This window comes from Methanosarcina soligelidi, from assembly GCF_000744315.1.
GTDB classification, from domain to species: domain Archaea; phylum Halobacteriota; class Methanosarcinia; order Methanosarcinales; family Methanosarcinaceae; genus Methanosarcina; species Methanosarcina mazei.
In genome coordinates, this window is the sequence record NZ_JQLR01000001.1 from 1,685,897 (window position 1) to 1,702,698 (window position 16,802).

Genomic DNA, 16,802 nt, shown 5'->3' on the forward strand with positions numbered 1-16,802 from the left:
AGCTTTAAACCATGCCTATGGATTTTCAGATCTTGGATGCAGATTACGAAATCGTTGACAGTAGACCTGTCATCCGCCTCTTTGGCAGGGGGGCGGACGGAAAAAGTGTATGCTGCTTTGTCCCGGATTTTGAGCCTTACTTTTACCTCAAGGCCTCAGGAGACCTGCACGCTGTAGCACGGCTTATTAAGGATACTTTTGAGCAGGTCAAAAAGGTCGAAATCATCGAAAAGTTCGAGCCTGTAGGGTACCAGAAAACGAAAACAAAAATGCTCAGGATTACTACCAGCCTGCCAAGGGATGTTCCTGAGATAAGGGACGAAGTTCTGAAGATCCAGGATGTTTTGAAAGCTGAAGGTGACTGGCAGGTTTATGAGAGTGATATTCTTTTCAGAAACCGCTTTTTAATTGACAGAAACCTTGGAGGCATGGTATGGATTTCTGCAGAAGGAAAGCCTGTTGACCCTGCCAGGTACTTAAGAGCAGGCTCTGCAGGAAACTCCCGCTGCGAAAAGTTTGCATGTGACACTTCAATATTCGGGTCTGAGCTAAAAAGGGTTGAAAACCTGACTATTGCTCCCCTGAAATACCTTTCTTTTGATATCGAGTGTCTTCCCCTCGACGGAGGGATGCCTTCTCCGGATGTTTCTCCAATAATTATGATCAGTTTCTCTTTCGAACCTGAGTATAAAGGGCATAAGACACTTATCCTGCTGGCAAAGCCTGCTGACGGCATGAACGGAGACGTCCTCCCATGCAAAGACGAAACCGATATGTTAAACCGCTTTTTCGAGATTATTTGCGAGTACGACCCTGATATTGTTGCAGGATACAACCACCAGGACTTCGATATCCCCTATATAACTGACAGGGTCAAAGCCCTGAATGCAAAAGGGGAAAACATCAATCCTGTTGTGGGCAGGGACGGCAGCCATATAGGTTACAGAAGGTTCGGGCTCATTACTCGGACTGAGGTTAAAGGAAGGGTGGTTGTTGATGCCCTCCCGCTTGTAAGGAGAGCTTTCAGCCTGAAGCAGTATACTTTGAGAGCCGTTTCAAAAGAGCTTCTGAGCCGTGAGAAACTTGATGTCCCTCCGCTGGAAATGGAGGAGCACTGGAATGACTCCGGGGAGAAATTCCTTAAATTCGTTGATTATGCACGCAGGGACGCTGAACTTGCACTTGAGCTCGTACTTAACCTGAGGCTTCTTGACAAATATATTGCCCTTGCCCAGGTAAGCGGGAGCCTGCTCCAGGAAATCGTTGACGGAGGCCAGACTTCCATGGTTGAGACCCTTCTTCTCAGGGAGTTTGGGCTGAGAGATAGGGTCATCCTTCCAAAGCCAGGAGACGAACTTTCGGCAGAAAGGTATGACATGAGTTCTGACCTGAAAGGCGGGGAAGTTCTTGAGCCAAAAAAAGGGCTTCTGGAAAATGTGCTCATCCTTGACTACAAGTCCCTTTATCCTACAATTATGATGGCTCACAACCTGTGTTATACGACTGTTGTGACAAAGGACCGGCCTGACGGGGAAGCTATAAAGCCTCCTTCAGGGGGAGAATTCGTGCCTCCCGAGGTTTACAGGGGAATTGTCCCCTCCATCCTTGAAGACCTTCTTAACCAGAGGGGCGAGACAAAGAAAAGGATGAGACTGACTTCAGACAAAAATGAGTACCGTGTGCTTGATGCAACCCAGCTAGCTATAAAAATCCTGCTGAATAGTTTTTACGGCTATTCGGGATATGCAAGGGCAAGGCTCTACAGCCTGACACTTGCAAATGCTGTAACCAGCTTCGGGAGAAGTAATATCCTCAACACCAGGGATCTCATCAATAACGATATAGGAAAAATTGTCCTCAGGGATTCCGCAGCCCTGTTTCTTGAGGAAGCAGGAGAAATTTCCCCTCAGGACAGAGTAATTGATCTGTCAGTTGCTTATGGGGACACGGATAGTGTTTTTGTACACTGCAGGTCAGAAGGAGACCTTTCCCTTGAAGATGTAAGCCTTGTAGGGAACAGATTGTCCCAAATTGTGTCGGCATCTCTTCCGGACCCCATGGAACTTGAATTTGAGGCAATTGCAAAACGCGCCCTGCTCATTGCAAAGAAGCGCTATGCTCTCTGGCTTTTTGAACCCAGAAACTCTGGCTGGGAAAACAAAATCAAGGTCAAAGGAATGGAAACCGTTCGCAGGGACTGGTGTGAACTGACCTCCATTACACTTAATGAAGTCCTCAAGCTTGTGCTTATAAAAGGTGACGTTGACGGGGCTGTAGAACATGTACGTAACGTGGTCAGTGATGTCAGAAACCTTGACCCGGGGAAAGATGCAGGTATCATTGAGAAACTTGTCCTTACCCGGACACTTACCCGGAGAACGGACAGTTACAAAAATAAGCAGCCTCACCTCACAGTTGCGGAAAACCTGAAAAAACGGACAGGGGTCATGCCTTCAATAGGGACAAGGATTCCTTTTGTCATCGTGGCAGGGAAAGGTCTTTTTGTAGACCGCGCTGAGGACCCTGATTATGTCCGGGAACATAATGTTCCTCTTGATGTTGATTATTACGTTAAGAAACAGATCCTGCCTCCTGTTGAACGCATACTGGAAGTCTTCGGGGTCAATGTTTCATCTCTTGACTTTGACTCTAAACAAAAAGGCCTCTTCGATTTTGAAGTTAAAGAGCCCGGAGTGAAAAAACAGGAAAACCAAAAAGTTCCCTCCCATAAAATAACAGGAATCGTGCAGGAAGAAAAGGTCCCATGTCAGGAAAACGGACGTGCAGAGCAGCGTTCACTGTTTGACTTCTAAAGAAAAAGGAAAAACCAGAAAATAATAACACCAGATAGCTTCGGATCTGCTGAATAATTAAAATTACCCTCATTTGATTAAAATTGCCCTTCTTTGATTAAAATTACTCTTCTTTGAAAATAATCTGGATATTTTTTAATCCATTTCTCGCAGTCATCTCTTTTTTTGAAGACGCCAGAAAGGCTGGAGAGGCCCTCCGCAACTTTTGAGGAATAATAAACTTTCGGGGGCAGGAGAAGTGTTCCTAAGTGTGAATATACTGAGCTGGTATGTTTTTTATTCTTTTAACAATTAGTCTTTTACTTTTTTGGCAAGTTTTATCTTAGCTATATGCTTTACATACTTGCTATATAGTTAAATAGATTACTGGGGCTGGACTCCTTATATATATCTCAATATATTATATGTGGAGAATCCTTATATATTTCTCTCTTTTTATTACCTCCTGTACGATAAATGATATTGTAGATTATAGATTGTTAGTTTATTGTTATTTGTTTAATGGAGTATGTGTAACATGGTAAATAAATTAAAAACATATGCAATCCTCACGTTACTGGTGTTTGGACTTGTATTTCTGGGAATTGGATGTACCGGAAATGAAAATGGCGAAAGTTCTTCTCAGGGTGAAGAAACCTCTTCAGGGGAAGTTCCCGGGGCTGAATCCCGGAGTATTACTCTGAAAGGTTCAGATACGGTTCTCCCCCTTGCTCAGGCTGAAGCTGAAGAATTCATGCTTGAAAACCCTGACAAAAGTGTAACTGTCACCGGTGGTGGGTCGGGTGTTGGGATTACAGCTCTCATTGATGGTGAAGTCGACATTGCTGCAGCATCCCGAGAAATTAAAGCCGAAGAAATAGAAGCTGCTCAGTCTAACGGCATCACCCCTGTGGAGACAACAATTGCCTATGACGGCATTTCAGTTGTTGTTAACCCCGGGAACCCTGTTTCTGAACTTACCTTTGACCAGCTGCGCGGCATCTACAATGGAAGCATCAGCAACTGGAAGGACGTAGGTGGAGAAGACAGGAAGATTGTGGTGATTTCCAGGGACAGCAGTTCAGGTACTTACGAATATTTCAAGGAAGAGGTTTTACAGGGAGATGAATATAGACCTGATGCACTTACCCAGCCTGCAACAGGGGGAATAGTTGGGGAAGTTTCTCAGAATCCCAATGCAATCGGATATATCGGTGTTGCATACCTTGATCAAAGTGTAAAAGCCTTAAGCCTGGATGCAGGAAACGGCCCTGAAACCCCAAGTCCTGAAAACATCCTCAGCGGTGCATACCCTCTTTCAAGGTCTCTTTACTTCTACACCAATGGTGAACCCTCAGGCTTGACAAAGGAGTTCGTTGACTTTGTACTCAGCGAAACAGGACAGAGCCTGGTAACTGAAGTAGGGTACTTCCCTGCAGATCAGTAATAAAAGCCTACAAGCTGTTACAGTAAAACCACTTTAAGGTAAAAACATGTTTCGCAGGAATTATAAGGAGAAGACGATTGAGTCGGTGCTTTTCTCAGTAAGTGCCCTTACGGTTGTCATCCTTTTCCTTATATGCCTTTTTTTGTTCAGGGACAGTTTACTTCTCTTTAAAGCAACGTCCCTTCTGGACTTCCTCACAGGAAAGTTCTGGTATCCAACATCAGTTAACAGGCAGTTCGGATTATTGCCTCTCTTCTTCGGTTCTCTTATAGTTACTGCCGGAGCAATCTTTTTTGCAGTACCTCTGGGAATTGCTGCTGCCATTTATATCTCTGAAATTGCGCCCCCAAAGGTTGCGGATGCCCTGAAACCTTTTATTGAGATTCTCGCAGGTATTCCTTCTGTTGTATTCGGTTTCTTCGGGCTTGTCATCCTGGTTCCTGCAGTTCAGAATATATTCAACCTGCCTACCGGACAGACTGCTCTTACAGGTTCCATAATGCTCGGAATCATGGCTCTCCCCACAATAATTACCATTTCTGAGGACGCTATAAGTTCGGTTCCCAGTACTATCAAGCAGGGTTCGCTTGCTCTGGGGGCAACAAGGTGGCAGACTATTTACAAGGTCATAGTGCCTGCAGCTCTCTCCGGAATTTCAGCTGCTGTGATGCTCGGCATTGGGAGGGCAATAGGGGAGACAATGACCCTTATGATGGTAACTGGAAACACTGCAGTAATTCCTTCTTTTCCCGGCGGCATTCTGGACCCTGTAAGAACAATGACTGCCACAATCGCACTTGAGATGGGTGAAGTCCCTCAGGGAAGCGCGCACTTCCATGCCCTCTTTGCGGTTGGGTCTGTCCTTTTCATCATAACTTTTCTGATTAACCTGATTGCGGATATGGTCAAAAAAAGATACAGGTTTAAGGTGGACTGAAAGTGGAACTAAGTACAAAAGTAAACGAAAACGATCATAAATCCCTTCGGGTACAGGGGGGATTGAGTATGGGGCTAAATGCAAGAACAAGCGAAAAAATAGCCTTTTCACTTCTCACCCTTTCAGCAATGACCGTAGCCGGGTTTGTGGTTGTTATTCTCGCCTATATTATTTACAATGGTTACAGTGCAATCAGCATTGAGTTTCTTACCGAAATGCCCCGGATGAGGATGACCCAGGGTGGAATCTATCCTGCAATTGCAGGCACTGTTTATCTTATTCTGGGATCAATGGCTGTAGCTCTTCCTGTGGGGATTATGGCTGCTATCTACCTGAACGAATATGCAGGAGAAAACCGCACTACCTGGCTCATAGAAATGGCAATCAATAACCTTGCAGGGACTCCATCTGTCGTATTCGGGCTTTTCGGGCTCGCACTTTTCGTTAAGTACTTCGGGTTTGGTTCTTCTCTGCTGTCGGCCTGCCTTACTCTCTCTCTTCTGATTCTTCCGGTAATTATTCGTTCCACTCAGGAAGCCCTTATCGCAGTCCCGAATGAATACCGTGAATCTTCACTCGCACTCGGAATAAGCAAGTGGCAGACTATAAGGCACGTTGTATTGCCTGCTGCAATCCCGGGAATTGTTACGGGCTCGATCCTGAGTATAGGAAGGGTTGCAGGCGAGACAGCTCCTATTCTTCTTACAGGCGCTGCTTACTTTTTGCCAAGGATGCCTGACTCTGTATATTCCCAGTTCATGGCTCTTCCCTACCATCTTTTTGTTCTTGCAACCTCAGGGACAAACATTATCCAGACCCGGCCCCTTCAATACGGGACAGCTCTTGTCCTTTTGATGATTGTGCTGGGATTAAACATCATAGCGGTTATGATCCGCAGGCATTACAGGCAGAAATTGAAAATCTGAATCAATTAAGGTAAACAGGATATTTTCTGTAATTTTCAATAATTATCAGGTTAACACAATAATCGGAGTCAATAAATGACTGAAGTTGTTCAAAACGTAGCTCAGCCGCATATAACAGTAGAAAACCTTAATCTCTGGTACGGGGAAAAACAGGCTCTTAAGAATGTATCCCTGAAGATACCCAGAAATAGCGTAACTGCTCTTATAGGGCCCTCCGGCTGCGGCAAATCCACATTCATCCGTTGCTTAAACAGGATGAATGATCTTGTTAAAAACTGCAGGATAGAAGGCAAAGTTTTAATCGAAAACGAGAACATTTACGGAATGGATGTTGATGTCGTTGAGCTGAGAAAACAGGTGGGAATGGTTTTTCAGAAGCCCAACCCCTTCCCTATGTCAATTTACGATAATGTTGCATATGGGCCGCGTATTCATGGAGTAAATAAAAAGGATATTGATGGAGTTGTCAGGAATGCACTTCGTTCGGCTGCTCTCTTCGAAGAAACTTCAGACCGGCTCAAATCTCCTGCTCTTTCTTTAAGCGGCGGTCAGCAGCAAAGGCTGTGCATTGCAAGGACTCTGGCGGTAAAACCCGGAATTATCCTCTTCGATGAGCCTACCAGCGCTCTTGATCCTATTTCTACTGCAAGGATTGAAGATCTTATTATGAACCTCAAAAAAGATTATACAATAGTAATCGTAACTCATAATATGCAACAGGCAGCCAGGATTTCGGATTATACCGGATTTTTCCTTATGGGAGAACTTGTTGAGTTCGGTCAGACAAGGCAAATCTTCCACAGCCCCAGGGAAAAGAGCACTGAGGATTACATCACTGGCAGGTTCGGGTGATAACTATGGTCAGAGAACGATACCTTCAGCAGCTGGACCTGCTTAAAGAGTCCGTACTTTCCCTCGGGGAAATGTCTGAGCTGGTTTTTCGAGACTCAATGGAGGCTGTTATAAATCTTGACGTCGAGCTTGCCGGAAAGACTCTTGCTCTTGAGCCTGAAGTGGATAAACTCGAGGAAAGAATAGAGGCTTCCGTTTTTGATCTGCTTGCACTTCAGCAGCCGATGGCAAGTGATCTCAGGCTTGTTGTGTCAGCACTCAAGATCTCAGCAGACTTTAGGAGAATAGTCGGGCTTTCTATTAATATTGCCAAAATTCCTGGAAAATTCGAAGGCGGCCACATAAAGCCACTTATAGATACGAAAAAAATGGCAGATATTGCAGCATATATGCTTGAAAATTCCCTGAAATCCTTTGAGACTCAGGATGCTGAGCTTGCAAAAGTGGCAGCATCCCGGGATGAAGAGGTGGATAAACTCTTTTATGCAGTCTGGGTTGAATTGATAGAAATGATGGCAAAGGATACCAGCGTTATTTCCAAAGCCACATATTTGCTTTTCCTTATTCGTTATATTGAAAGGATTTCAGACCACTGCTGTAATATCTGTGAAAGCGTTGTTTACCTTGCAACAGCTGAACGCATTAAACTGAACTGAAAAGGGTTTTTTTCCCTATTTCTTTTTTTCTTCCCTGTTTCTTTTTTCTTCCCTTTTTCCTTTTTTTTCCTTTTTTCCTTTTTTACTTTTCGTTTCTGGCTCTCATTTTTCGCCCATGTGTATGTTTTAAGTACGTTTTAAGCATATAGACGCCCATGCCTGATATTCATATCAAAAATACAAGAATTTACTATAATAATTCTCTCCAGCCTGCAGAAATCATTATTGAGCACGGCAAGATTACAAAAATAGGGAAAGATTTCAGGGTATCAAGTTCGGATATGGTGATAGATGCAAAGGGATCACTCACTCTGCCAGCAGGAATTGATGTTCACGTCCATTTCAGGGAACCGGGCATGACCCTGAAAGAGAACTGGTACACAGGGTCATGTGCTGCAGCTGCCGGGGGGATTGCCACAGTTATCGACCAGCCGAACACTATACCTCCTACAACTGACAGGCGCTCTTTTGAACAGAAGCTTGAGCTTGCCAGGAAGAAGTCCATAGTAGACTTCGGGATCAATGGCGGAGTAACAGGGAATATAGAGAAGCTCAAAGAACTCTGGAGGCTGGGGGTTACAGCTTTTGGAGAGATTTTCATGGCTGAGTCTACGGGCGGGCTTAATATCAAAGAAGAAGATTTTGAAGAAGCCCTGGCTGAGATCAAAAGACTCGGAGCCCTTGCCACGATCCATGCTGAGGATGAAAAGATGCGGCTTGAACTGGAGCAGCTGCTGAAAGGGGATGTTTCCTGTGACTATCATTCGAAGGTACGCCCGAATGCGTGCGAGGCATCTGCTGTCCAGTGTGCGCTTGAGATTATTTCCAGGCTTGGAGTAAAGGCACATTTCTGCCACCTGAGCACACTTGAAGCTGTGGGGATGATCCGAAAGGAAAAGTATCTTGCAAAAAGAGAAAATAAGGAACCTCTTTTTACGTGCGAGGTCACTCCTCATCACCTCTTTCTTTCCACAAGGGACTGGGAGAGGCTCGGGGTTTTTGGCAAAATGAATCCTCCTCTCAGGGGGAGCCACAGCATCAAGGCGCTTGTAAACGGGCTGAATGACGGGACTATTGATATGGTAGCCTCGGACCACGCTCCTCACCTTGAATCTGAAAAGGGCCCTGATATCCGGGCTGCTCCGTCCGGAGTGCCGGGGGTTGAAACTCTTATGCCTCTTATGCTTGCAGCAGTCCGGAAAAACATCCTGCCACTTGCAAAGATGATAATGCTCACAAGCTGGAATCCTGCAAGAGCTTTCGGGCTGGACCTTCTGGGAAAAGGAAAACTTGAGGTGAGTTATGATGCAGATCTTATGATTGTGGACCCTCGAAACCTCCAGCCTGTAAGAGCTGATATGCTTCACAGCAAGGCGGGATGGACCCCTTTCGAAGGCATTGATGCGGTTTTTCCGGAATATACTCTGTCGAGAGGCGAGGTTATCTGGATGGAAGAATCCATTAATGCAAAACCCGGAAGAGGTAAATTCCTTGAAGGCAGAGGAAAAATGTCAGAAGAAGATGAAGAAGAGGCCGGATAAGAATAAGATTCCGGAACTCTCCTTTTTTAATTAATTATTGTAATGGTCTTTCTTTTTTTAGTAAAAGTCTACCGAGTCCAGCTGCGAGTGCAGAAGTTCCTGATGTTTTTTTTCAAGGAATTTGTAGACCGCGCCGTGAGTGGCTCCATCGAGCAGCATCTTTATTGCTGTCCGTATTATGGTGTTCTGTTCGGGGTAGCCGAGTACGGATACGGTTTTTCCGTATACCGAGATCTTGACATTTATCAGGCTTTCCGCAAGCTCTCTGGTCCGCCCGTTCCTTCCGATAATCCTTCCTTTTATGCGCTGGAGCTCTTTTGGAGTTGTGGCAACATCTGAAAGGTCAATCACTTCAAGCATGAGCATCTCATCATCAAGGATTTCAAGAGCTTTTTCCGGGCTGAAACCTCTTCCAATAGCTTTGATGGTTTCAAGGACCCTGAATTCTTTTAAAGGGTCTCCCTCGCAGGTAACATCGATTTTTCCGCTATCACTCTCTATTTCCAGCTGGCATGTGGTTTTGTCCTCTATGAGTTTTTTTATTTCTCCTTTAGGACCGATGATTACTCCTATTCTTTCTCTGGGGATTTTGACATACTGAGTCATGTTGTTTCCGCCTGTATTTTTGAAAGCAGTTCTTCAGGTTTGTCCGTGATCCCATAGCGGCCAAAGAACCTGAGTATATTTAGCACGTCTCTGTAGAGAAACTCTCTTGCATTGGGATGTTCCAGGGTTACGGACTGCCCCATATCAATAAAGACCGGGGTCTTATCTGCCGGGTCAATGAGAATGTTATATTCACTCAGGTCAGCATGCACAAGGTTTGCTTCTTTATAAAGGAGATGCATGTATTCAACGATTTTGTTATAAACAAGCTTTGCCTCATCATCTTCCAGAGGAGTGTTCTTCAACAGGGGATAGGGTTTCTTTTCTTCTCCCATGAATTCCATAATAAGGACATTCTTTTCAGCAACTATTGGTTCAGGCACCCTTACGCCTGCGCTCTTTGCACGCTTCAGGTTCTGCAGTTCCTTGCGCGTCCATGCAAAAATGATATCTCGCCTGTTGTTTCGAATGTTCGTGAAGCGGGGGTCTTTCATAATATAGGCATCCATTGCCTTGAAAGTGCTGCTGGCCATCCTGTATATCTTTATTGCCAGTTCTTTTTCATCGCCTTCTGCATAGAAAACATTTGCTTCCTTCCCAGTACTGATGGCTCCTCCCATTGCTTTTATTATCCCTTTATTTGAAAGTGTATAAAGGATTTTAAGGGTGGGAACATCAAATACATTCTCTTCCACCTTCAGCCGATCAGAGTCTTTTTCTCTTGCCCGGGCTTTGTCTGTAGCACTGTCAATGCGCTTTACTTTCTCTTCCAGATCCCTGCTCATGTTTATCCTTTAAGGTATCCTTTTCTTTCAAGCCAGTCTACCTGCGGTCTTGTGTATTTCCAGATCACATCTGCTTTTTCATTCTGGAATTCCCAGGGCACGGCAATGACGACGTCTCCTTCTCTAATCCATGTCTTTTTCTTCATTGACCCCGGAATTCTTCCCATACGGACGACTCCATCCATACAGCGGAGTCTGAGCCTGTTTGCACCAAGGAGACTTTCTACAGTTGCCAGGATTTCGTTGTTTTCCCTGCGCGGAGTGCGCACTCTTGTCACGGTCTCTTCTGTGCTGGGAGAGGCTCTTGATGTAGGTTTCTTTAAGTCTGCCAGTGTGATACCTCATTACATGTAATTTGTAATTATTATTTCATCTTTTATTTTTATATCCTTAAATATCCCTATATCTCTTTTTTCGGGTTTTAAGGTTATTCGTCGTGCAGCTTTCAATTTCCTGTTGTTATTTTAATGCTGCGCTTTTCTGTTATTCTTTAATCTCTTCTTCTTATTATTTTTTTCCAAGTAATGCACCGAGCGATAGATATATATACTGGATGTTCCTTTGTATGTCTCACGCGCAAAACAAGCGTGCGCTGCTCTCGAATTATCAATTCAAGAGTGGGAATTCAGGAATTGAAAAAGCAAAATATCATAGTCTGTTATGATCCTTTTTCTTTACAAAGTTCTCTGAATAACAAGCTTTATATACTAAAACTTATGTATATGTGTTTCCAGTCAAAGCATGAATGTCTTTGTGCAGGCTGGTTTTCTCATTGTCTAAAAGTTTGATATTTCTTCTTTTTCAAGAGGGAATGGATATCTTTAAATACAATGGATGCGCAAACACTAAGTTTGCTCTAGTGTGGTTTCAATCACATGCTAGATGTTTTTCTCTCATGGTGATCGGTTATGATCCCTCCTGTCAAACAGGGGGTTCGATACCTTTAAATACTATGAGTGCGTAACTATAACTTCCTGCATCATAAATGCAGATTACTACTCATTAAAAATGGAGTCAGGAGTTGTTTCCTGACTGACGAGGATTTGTCGGTTCGGTTAATTCTGGGTGATATTTGTTATACTACATTTATCGCGACATGAACTAACTGAATTGATAGTTGTTAGTGCAAGTTTCTGCGACCAAGACCTTTAATTTTGAAGTGTGCGATACAATAACAATTCTGGTTGATCCTGCCAGAGGTTACTGCTATCGGTGTTCGCCTAAGCCATGCGAGTCATATGTAGCAATACATGGCGTACTGCTCAGTAACACGTGGATAACCTGCCCTTGGGACCGGCATAACCCCGGGAAACTGGGGATAATTCCGGATAACGCATATTTGCTGGAATGCTTTATGCGTCAAAAGGATTCGTCTGCCCAAGGATGGGTCTGCGGCCTATCAGGTAGTAGTGGGTGTAATGTACCTACTAGCCAGCGACGGGTACGGGTTGTGAGAGCAAGAGCCCGGAGATGGATTCTGAGACATGAATCCAGGCCCTACGGGGCGCAGCAGGCGCGAAAACTTTACAATGCGGGAAACCGTGATAAGGGGACACCGAGTGCCAGCATCATATGCTGGCTGTCCGGATGTGTAAAATACATCCGTTAGCAAGGGCCGGGCAAGACCGGTGCCAGCCGCCGCGGTAACACCGGCGGCCCGAGTGGTGATCGTGATTATTGGGTCTAAAGGGTCCGTAGCCGGTTTGGTCAGTCCTCCGGGAAATCTGATAGCTCAACTATTAGGCTTTCGGGGGATACTGCCAGACTTGGAACCGGGAGAGGTAAGAGGTACTACAGGGGTAGGAGTGAAATCTTGTAATCCCTGTGGGACCACCTGTGGCGAAGGCGTCTTACCAGAACGGGTTCGACGGTGAGGGACGAAAGCTGGGGGCACGAACCGGATTAGATACCCGGGTAGTCCCAGCCGTAAACGATGCTCGCTAGGTGTCAGGCATGGCGCGACCGTGTCTGGTGCCGCAGGGAAGCCGTGAAGCGAGCCACCTGGGAAGTACGGCCGCAAGGCTGAAACTTAAAGGAATTGGCGGGGGAGCACAACAACGGGTGGAGCCTGCGGTTTAATTGGACTCAACGCCGGACAACTCACCGGGGGCGACAGCAATATGTAGGCCAAGCTGAAGACTTTGCCTGAATCGCTGAGAGGAGGTGCATGGCCGTCGCCAGTTCGTACTGTGAAGCATCCTGTTAAGTCAGGCAACGAGCGAGACCCGTGCCCACTGTTACCAGCATGTCCTCCGGGACGATGGGTACTCTGTGGGGACCGCCGATGTTAAATCGGAGGAAGGTGCGGGCCACGGTAGGTCAGTATGCCCCGAATCTCCCGGGCTACACGCGGGCTACAATGGATGGGACAATGGGTCCCTCCCCTGAAAAGGGCTGGTAATCTCACAAACCCATTCGTAGTTCGGATCGAGGGCTGTAACTCGCCCTCGTGAAGCTGGAATCCGTAGTAATCGCGTTTCAATATAGCGCGGTGAATACGTCCCTGCTCCTTGCACACACCGCCCGTCAAACCACCCGAGTGAGGTATGGGTGAGGGCACGGACTCTGTGCCGTGTTCGAACCTGTGCTTTGCAAGGGGGGTTAAGTCGTAACAAGGTAGCCGTAGGGGAATCTGCGGCTGGATCACCTCCTAAGCATAAAACAATGTCACCCAGATGCCGATAAACCGAACAAATCCTCAAACCAGAAATCGATAAGATTTCTCCATTAATCTCACAAATCATCAGGTGCACCCGGAAAGTAAATTTTCGGGGAAGGATGGATAGCCTGCGCGGAACCGCAGGCACATGAAGTCGTGTATAGGTGCTGTATATTGAACGCTAACTGGACCTGGTTAGGTATACAGGAATTATGCTATCAGGTGGATGGCTCGGCTCAAGAGCTGACGAAGGACGTGCCAAGCTGCGATAAGCCCGGGGTAGGTGCATGGATCCAATGAACCCGGGATCTCCGAATGGGACCTCTCCATAGTGATCAGTCATGATCGGGAACGCTCCGAATTGAAACATCTCAGTAGGAGCTGGAAAAGAAATCAAACGAGATGCCGTAAGTAACGGCGAGTGAAACCGGCACAGTTCAAACCGAATCCCTTCGGGGAAATGTGGTGTTGTAGGGCTGTTCAAAAGTCTCGCGGCAAAACCAAACTTGCCTGGAACGGCAGACCATAGAGTGTGACAGTCACGTAGGTGTAAGCCAGAAGACGGGAACATGTCCCTGAGTACCGTGCGTCGGATATCGTGCGGGAATCCGGGGGGCACCAACCTCCAAAACTAAATACTCCTTGAGACCGATAGCGAAATAGTAGGGTGACCGAACGCTGAAAAGTACCCCGAGAAGGGAGGTGCAAAGTGCCTGAAACCTGATAGTGATGGAACGATACGGCATGAAAGGATCTTTGATATGAAGGAACCACTCGCGAGAGTGTTGTACGAATATCACTGCCAGTGTCGTATCTTACGTTTTGAAGAACGGGCCAGGGAGTGTATCTTGATGGCAATGGCTAACCTTTTAATTGGGCAGCCGAAGCGAAAGCAACATGTGCGCAACCCTTACGGGTGAGGCACGACGTATACAAGTGCGTGGAGTCATCGGGGTACGACCCGAAGCCGGGTGATCTAGGCGTGGGCAGGTTGAAGCGTGGCGAAAGCTACGTGGAGGACCGCAAGCGGTATTGATCTGCAAATCATTCGTGTGACCTGCGTCTCGTAGTGAAATGCTAATCTAACCCGGCATCCGCTGGTTCCTTCCGAAACATGTCGCAGCATGACCTGACTGGAGATTGTCGGTGGAGTAGAGCACTGATTGGCGGTTCCGGGGGGGAAACCCCTCGCCCGCTTGTCAAACTCCAAACCCACTGTCATCAAAGATAGTCGGAGTCCGGACTGCTGGGGTAAGCTTGTAGTCCGTAAGGGAGACAACCCAGCCCGTGGTTAAGGTCCCCAAGTGTCGACTAAGTGTAAACACTAAAGGGCGTCCCAAGCCCAAGACAGCTGGAAGGTTAGCTTAGAAGCAGCTACCCTTCAAAGAGTGCGTAACAGCTCACCAGTCGAGGTTTGGGGCCCCGAAAATTGACGGGGCTCAAGTCGACCACCGATACCACGGAGTACCGTAAGGTAATCTCGTAGGAAGGCGTTGTGTTCGGGCTGAAGCAGGGCTGTGAAGTCCTGTGGACCGTTCACAAACGAAAATCCTGGTAATAGTAGCAGCATAGCAGGGTGAGAATCCCTGCCGCCGAAGGGGCCAGGTTTCCTCGGCAATGTTCGTCAGCCGAGGGTTAGTCGGTCCTAAGACGTACCGTAATTCGAGTACGCCAAAAGGGAAACAGGTTAATATTCCTGTACCATTTAGCACTGAGTCTGACGTCTCAGGGCAGGCCGAGCGGCGCCGTCGCGCCGTCTAAGCAGCGAATCCCGTGGAGAGCCGTAATGGCGAGAATCGGGCGAATCTGTAATGGCTCAAGTCGGCTGCACCCAGGGACCCGTGAAAAGGCAGCTAAATGTCCGTACCGAGAACTGACACAGGTGCCCCTAGCTGAAAAGGCTAAGGCGTGTCGGAGTACTTCAGTTAAGGGAATTCGGCAAATTAGCTCCGTAACTTCGGGATAAGGAGTGCCTGCTGTGAAGACAGCAGGTCGCAGTGACCAGGGGGCTCTAACTGTCTAATACCAACATAGGAGATTGCAAACCCGTAAGGGCTAGTACAATCTCTGAATCCTGCTCAGTGCAGGTACCTGAAACCCCGGTTCAACGGGAAGAAGGGCCTGTAAACAGCGGGGGTAACTATGACCCTCTTAAGGTAGCGTAGTACCTTGTCGCTTAATTGGCGACTTGCATGAATGGATCAATGAGAGCCCTACTGTCCCTAACTGGAATCCGGTGAAGCTTACATTCTAGTGCACAGTCTAGAGACCTCTAGGGGGAAGTGAAGACCCCGTGGAGCTTTACTGCAGCCTGTCGCTGGGTTGTGGTTCTGGATGTACAGAGTAGGTAGGAGGCATCGAAGCGTGTGCGCCAGCATGCGTGGAGCCACAATTGGGACACTACCCTTCTGGGACTACGACCCTAACTCTGCGAAGAGGACCCCGATAGGTGGGCAGTTTGCCTGGGGCGGGACGCCCTTGAAAAGATATCAAGGGCGCGCAATGGTTGACTCAAGTGGGTCGGAAACTCACTGAAGAGTGCAAGAGCATAAGTCAGCCTGACGTTATTCAGCACAGCAGTGGATGACGAGACGAAAGTCGGTTCTAGCGAACTTTTGAGCCTCCTTGGTGGGGGCCAAAAATGACAGAAAAGTTACCCCGGGGATAATTGAGTCGTTGCCGGCAAGAGTACATATCGACCCGGCAGCTTGCTACCTCGATGTCGGTTCTTTCCATCCTGGCCGTGCAGCAGCGGCCAAGGGTGAGGTTGTTCGCCTATTAAAGGAGATCGTGAGCTGGGTTTAGACCGTCGTGAGACAGGTCGGTTACTATCTACTAGAGGTGCACGAGGTCTGCGGGTAAGCTGCTTTTAGTACGAGAGGAACCAAGCAGCGGCGCCACTGGTGTACCGGTTGTCTGACAAGGCATCGCCGGGCAGCTACGCGCTAAGGAATAAGAGCTGAATGCATCTAAGCTCGAAATCTGACCTAAAAAGAGACCTTTTTAAGGATTCCGGTAGAAGACCGGTTTGATAGAAACGGGATGTAAGCACCAAGGCAACGAGGTGTTCAGTCCGCGTTCACTAACTATCCGTTCCTTTCCCTAATTCAGGTCCAGGCGAAATTCAGTATGCAGCACTAAACACGACTTTCATATTCCCCTATCCTTTTTATAGGTTGAGTTTGGCGGCCATAGCGGCAGGGCAACTCCTGTACCCATCCCGAACACAGAAGATAAGCCTGCCCGCGTTCCTTACTGTACTGAAGTGTGCGAGCCTTCGGGAACTCTGGATCGCTGCCAAGCTCACCTTATAATACTTTAATTTTAAAACCGATTTTTGAAATTGTTTTTTCTAATATTGTCTTTTTGAATGATTTTTTGAAATTGTACTCTTATGTTGTATTCCGATATTGTTTTATTTTTTGAAATTTCTTTAATCTCTTTCTAGTTTTCTTTCTACTTCTTCAATCTTGTTGTTCTCTGTTCTGTGAGTTCGTCCCAAAACCAATTTTACCTCAAAATTAGCAAAGTTTCAAAAATATTTTCCATGATCTGAAACTCTATTGGTTATTCAGCATACGGAGTTTAGAGTCTCAACATT

At 46.6% G+C, this 16,802-nt stretch carries 10 protein-coding genes and 3 rRNA genes; 10 read left to right on the top strand and 3 right to left on the bottom strand.

Annotation, left to right across the window (positions count from 1 at the left end):
* Nucleotides 1–11 precede the first annotated feature (11 nt).
* The 7 genes from M886_RS07430 to M886_RS07460 all read left to right on the top strand — a co-directional run bounded on the left by M886_RS07430 (nt 12) and on the right by M886_RS07460 (nt 9,151).
* The gene (locus M886_RS07430; protein WP_048050961.1) at nt 12–2,813 is read left to right on the top strand and encodes a DNA-directed DNA polymerase; all 2,802 of its coding nucleotides are present in this window, start codon (nt 12–14) and stop codon (nt 2,811–2,813) included.
* Nucleotides 2,814–3,330: 517 nt separating this feature from the next.
* The gene (locus tag M886_RS07435) at nt 3,331–4,239 is read left to right on the top strand and encodes a PstS family phosphate ABC transporter substrate-binding protein (protein ID WP_011033937.1); all 909 of its coding nucleotides are present in this window, start codon (nt 3,331–3,333) and stop codon (nt 4,237–4,239) included.
* Between the two features lie 46 nt (nt 4,240–4,285).
* On the top strand, nt 4,286–5,176 hold the full coding sequence (gene pstC / locus M886_RS07440) for a phosphate ABC transporter permease subunit PstC (RefSeq protein ID WP_048044713.1): 891 nt from the start codon (nt 4,286–4,288) through the stop codon (nt 5,174–5,176).
* 68 nt (nt 5,177–5,244) lie between these two features.
* Entirely contained in the window at nt 5,245–6,102 is an 858-nt protein-coding gene (gene pstA, locus M886_RS07445; protein WP_048040870.1) for a phosphate ABC transporter permease PstA, read from the top strand.
* A 75-nt stretch (nt 6,103–6,177) separates the two neighbouring features.
* Nucleotides 6,178–6,954 carry a phosphate ABC transporter ATP-binding protein PstB gene (gene pstB, locus M886_RS07450; RefSeq protein ID WP_048036337.1) on the top strand — a complete coding sequence of 259 codons (777 nt, stop codon included), beginning with the start codon at nt 6,178–6,180 and terminating at the stop codon, nt 6,952–6,954.
* Nucleotides 6,955–6,959: 5 nt separating this feature from the next.
* Nucleotides 6,960–7,610, top strand: coding sequence for a phosphate signaling complex protein PhoU (gene phoU / locus M886_RS07455; RefSeq protein ID WP_015412261.1), 651 nt, complete (start codon nt 6,960–6,962; stop codon nt 7,608–7,610).
* Between the two features lie 155 nt (nt 7,611–7,765).
* Complete coding sequence (locus tag M886_RS07460; RefSeq protein ID WP_048050962.1) at nt 7,766–9,151, top strand: dihydroorotase; 1,386 nt, start codon at nt 7,766–7,768, stop codon at nt 9,149–9,151.
* A 57-nt stretch (nt 9,152–9,208) separates the two neighbouring features.
* Here M886_RS07460 and M886_RS07465 read toward each other — a convergent pair whose 3' ends face one another.
* The 3 genes from M886_RS07465 to eif1A are packed head-to-tail and all read right to left on the bottom strand — an operon-like array spanning nt 9,209 to nt 10,880.
* On the bottom strand, nt 9,209–9,757 hold the full coding sequence (locus M886_RS07465) for a KH domain-containing protein (protein WP_011033944.1): 549 nt from the start codon (nt 9,755–9,757) through the stop codon (nt 9,209–9,211).
* Nucleotides 9,754–10,542 (bottom strand): serine protein kinase RIO, encoded by a 789-nt coding sequence (locus tag M886_RS07470; protein WP_011033945.1) that lies wholly within the window; start codon nt 10,540–10,542, stop codon nt 9,754–9,756. Before M886_RS07470 ends, M886_RS07465 begins: the two co-directional genes overlap by 4 nt.
* Before the next feature lie 2 nt (nt 10,543–10,544).
* On the bottom strand, nt 10,545–10,880 hold the full coding sequence (gene eif1A, locus M886_RS07475; protein ID WP_080929504.1) for a translation initiation factor eIF-1A: 336 nt from the start codon (nt 10,878–10,880) through the stop codon (nt 10,545–10,547).
* Nucleotides 10,881–11,719: 839 nt separating this feature from the next.
* Between eif1A and M886_RS07480 the strand changes: the two genes are divergently transcribed.
* The 3 genes from M886_RS07480 to rrf all read left to right on the top strand — a co-directional run bounded on the left by M886_RS07480 (nt 11,720) and on the right by rrf (nt 16,504).
* Nucleotides 11,720–13,194: ribosomal RNA gene (locus M886_RS07480) — 16S ribosomal RNA — on the top strand.
* 205 nt (nt 13,195–13,399) lie between these two features.
* Nucleotides 13,400–16,306 (top strand): 23S ribosomal RNA (locus M886_RS07485).
* Between the two features lie 76 nt (nt 16,307–16,382).
* Nucleotides 16,383–16,504, top strand: a 5S ribosomal RNA gene (gene rrf, locus M886_RS07490).
* Together the 16S, 23S and 5S rRNA genes form the textbook arrangement of a ribosomal RNA operon.
* Nucleotides 16,505–16,802 lie beyond the last annotated feature (298 nt).

Excerpts from the sequence above, each read along its gene's own strand:
- M886_RS07430 (WP_048050961.1), top strand. The coding sequence starts at position 12 with ATGCCTATGGATTTTCAGATCTTGGATGCAGATTACGAAATCGTTGAC.
- M886_RS07435 (WP_011033937.1), top strand. The coding sequence starts at position 3,331 with ATGGTAAATAAATTAAAAACATATGCAATCCTCACGTTACTGGTGTTT.
- pstC (WP_048044713.1), top strand. The coding sequence starts at position 4,286 with ATGTTTCGCAGGAATTATAAGGAGAAGACGATTGAGTCGGTGCTTTTC.
- pstA (WP_048040870.1), top strand. The coding sequence starts at position 5,245 with ATGGGGCTAAATGCAAGAACAAGCGAAAAAATAGCCTTTTCACTTCTC.
- pstB (WP_048036337.1), top strand. The coding sequence starts at position 6,178 with ATGACTGAAGTTGTTCAAAACGTAGCTCAGCCGCATATAACAGTAGAA.
- phoU (WP_015412261.1), top strand. The coding sequence starts at position 6,960 with ATGGTCAGAGAACGATACCTTCAGCAGCTGGACCTGCTTAAAGAGTCC.
- M886_RS07460 (WP_048050962.1), top strand. The coding sequence starts at position 7,766 with ATGCCTGATATTCATATCAAAAATACAAGAATTTACTATAATAATTCT.
- M886_RS07465 (WP_011033944.1), bottom strand. The coding sequence starts at position 9,757 with ATGACTCAGTATGTCAAAATCCCCAGAGAAAGAATAGGAGTAATCATC.
- M886_RS07470 (WP_011033945.1), bottom strand. The coding sequence starts at position 10,542 with ATGAGCAGGGATCTGGAAGAGAAAGTAAAGCGCATTGACAGTGCTACA.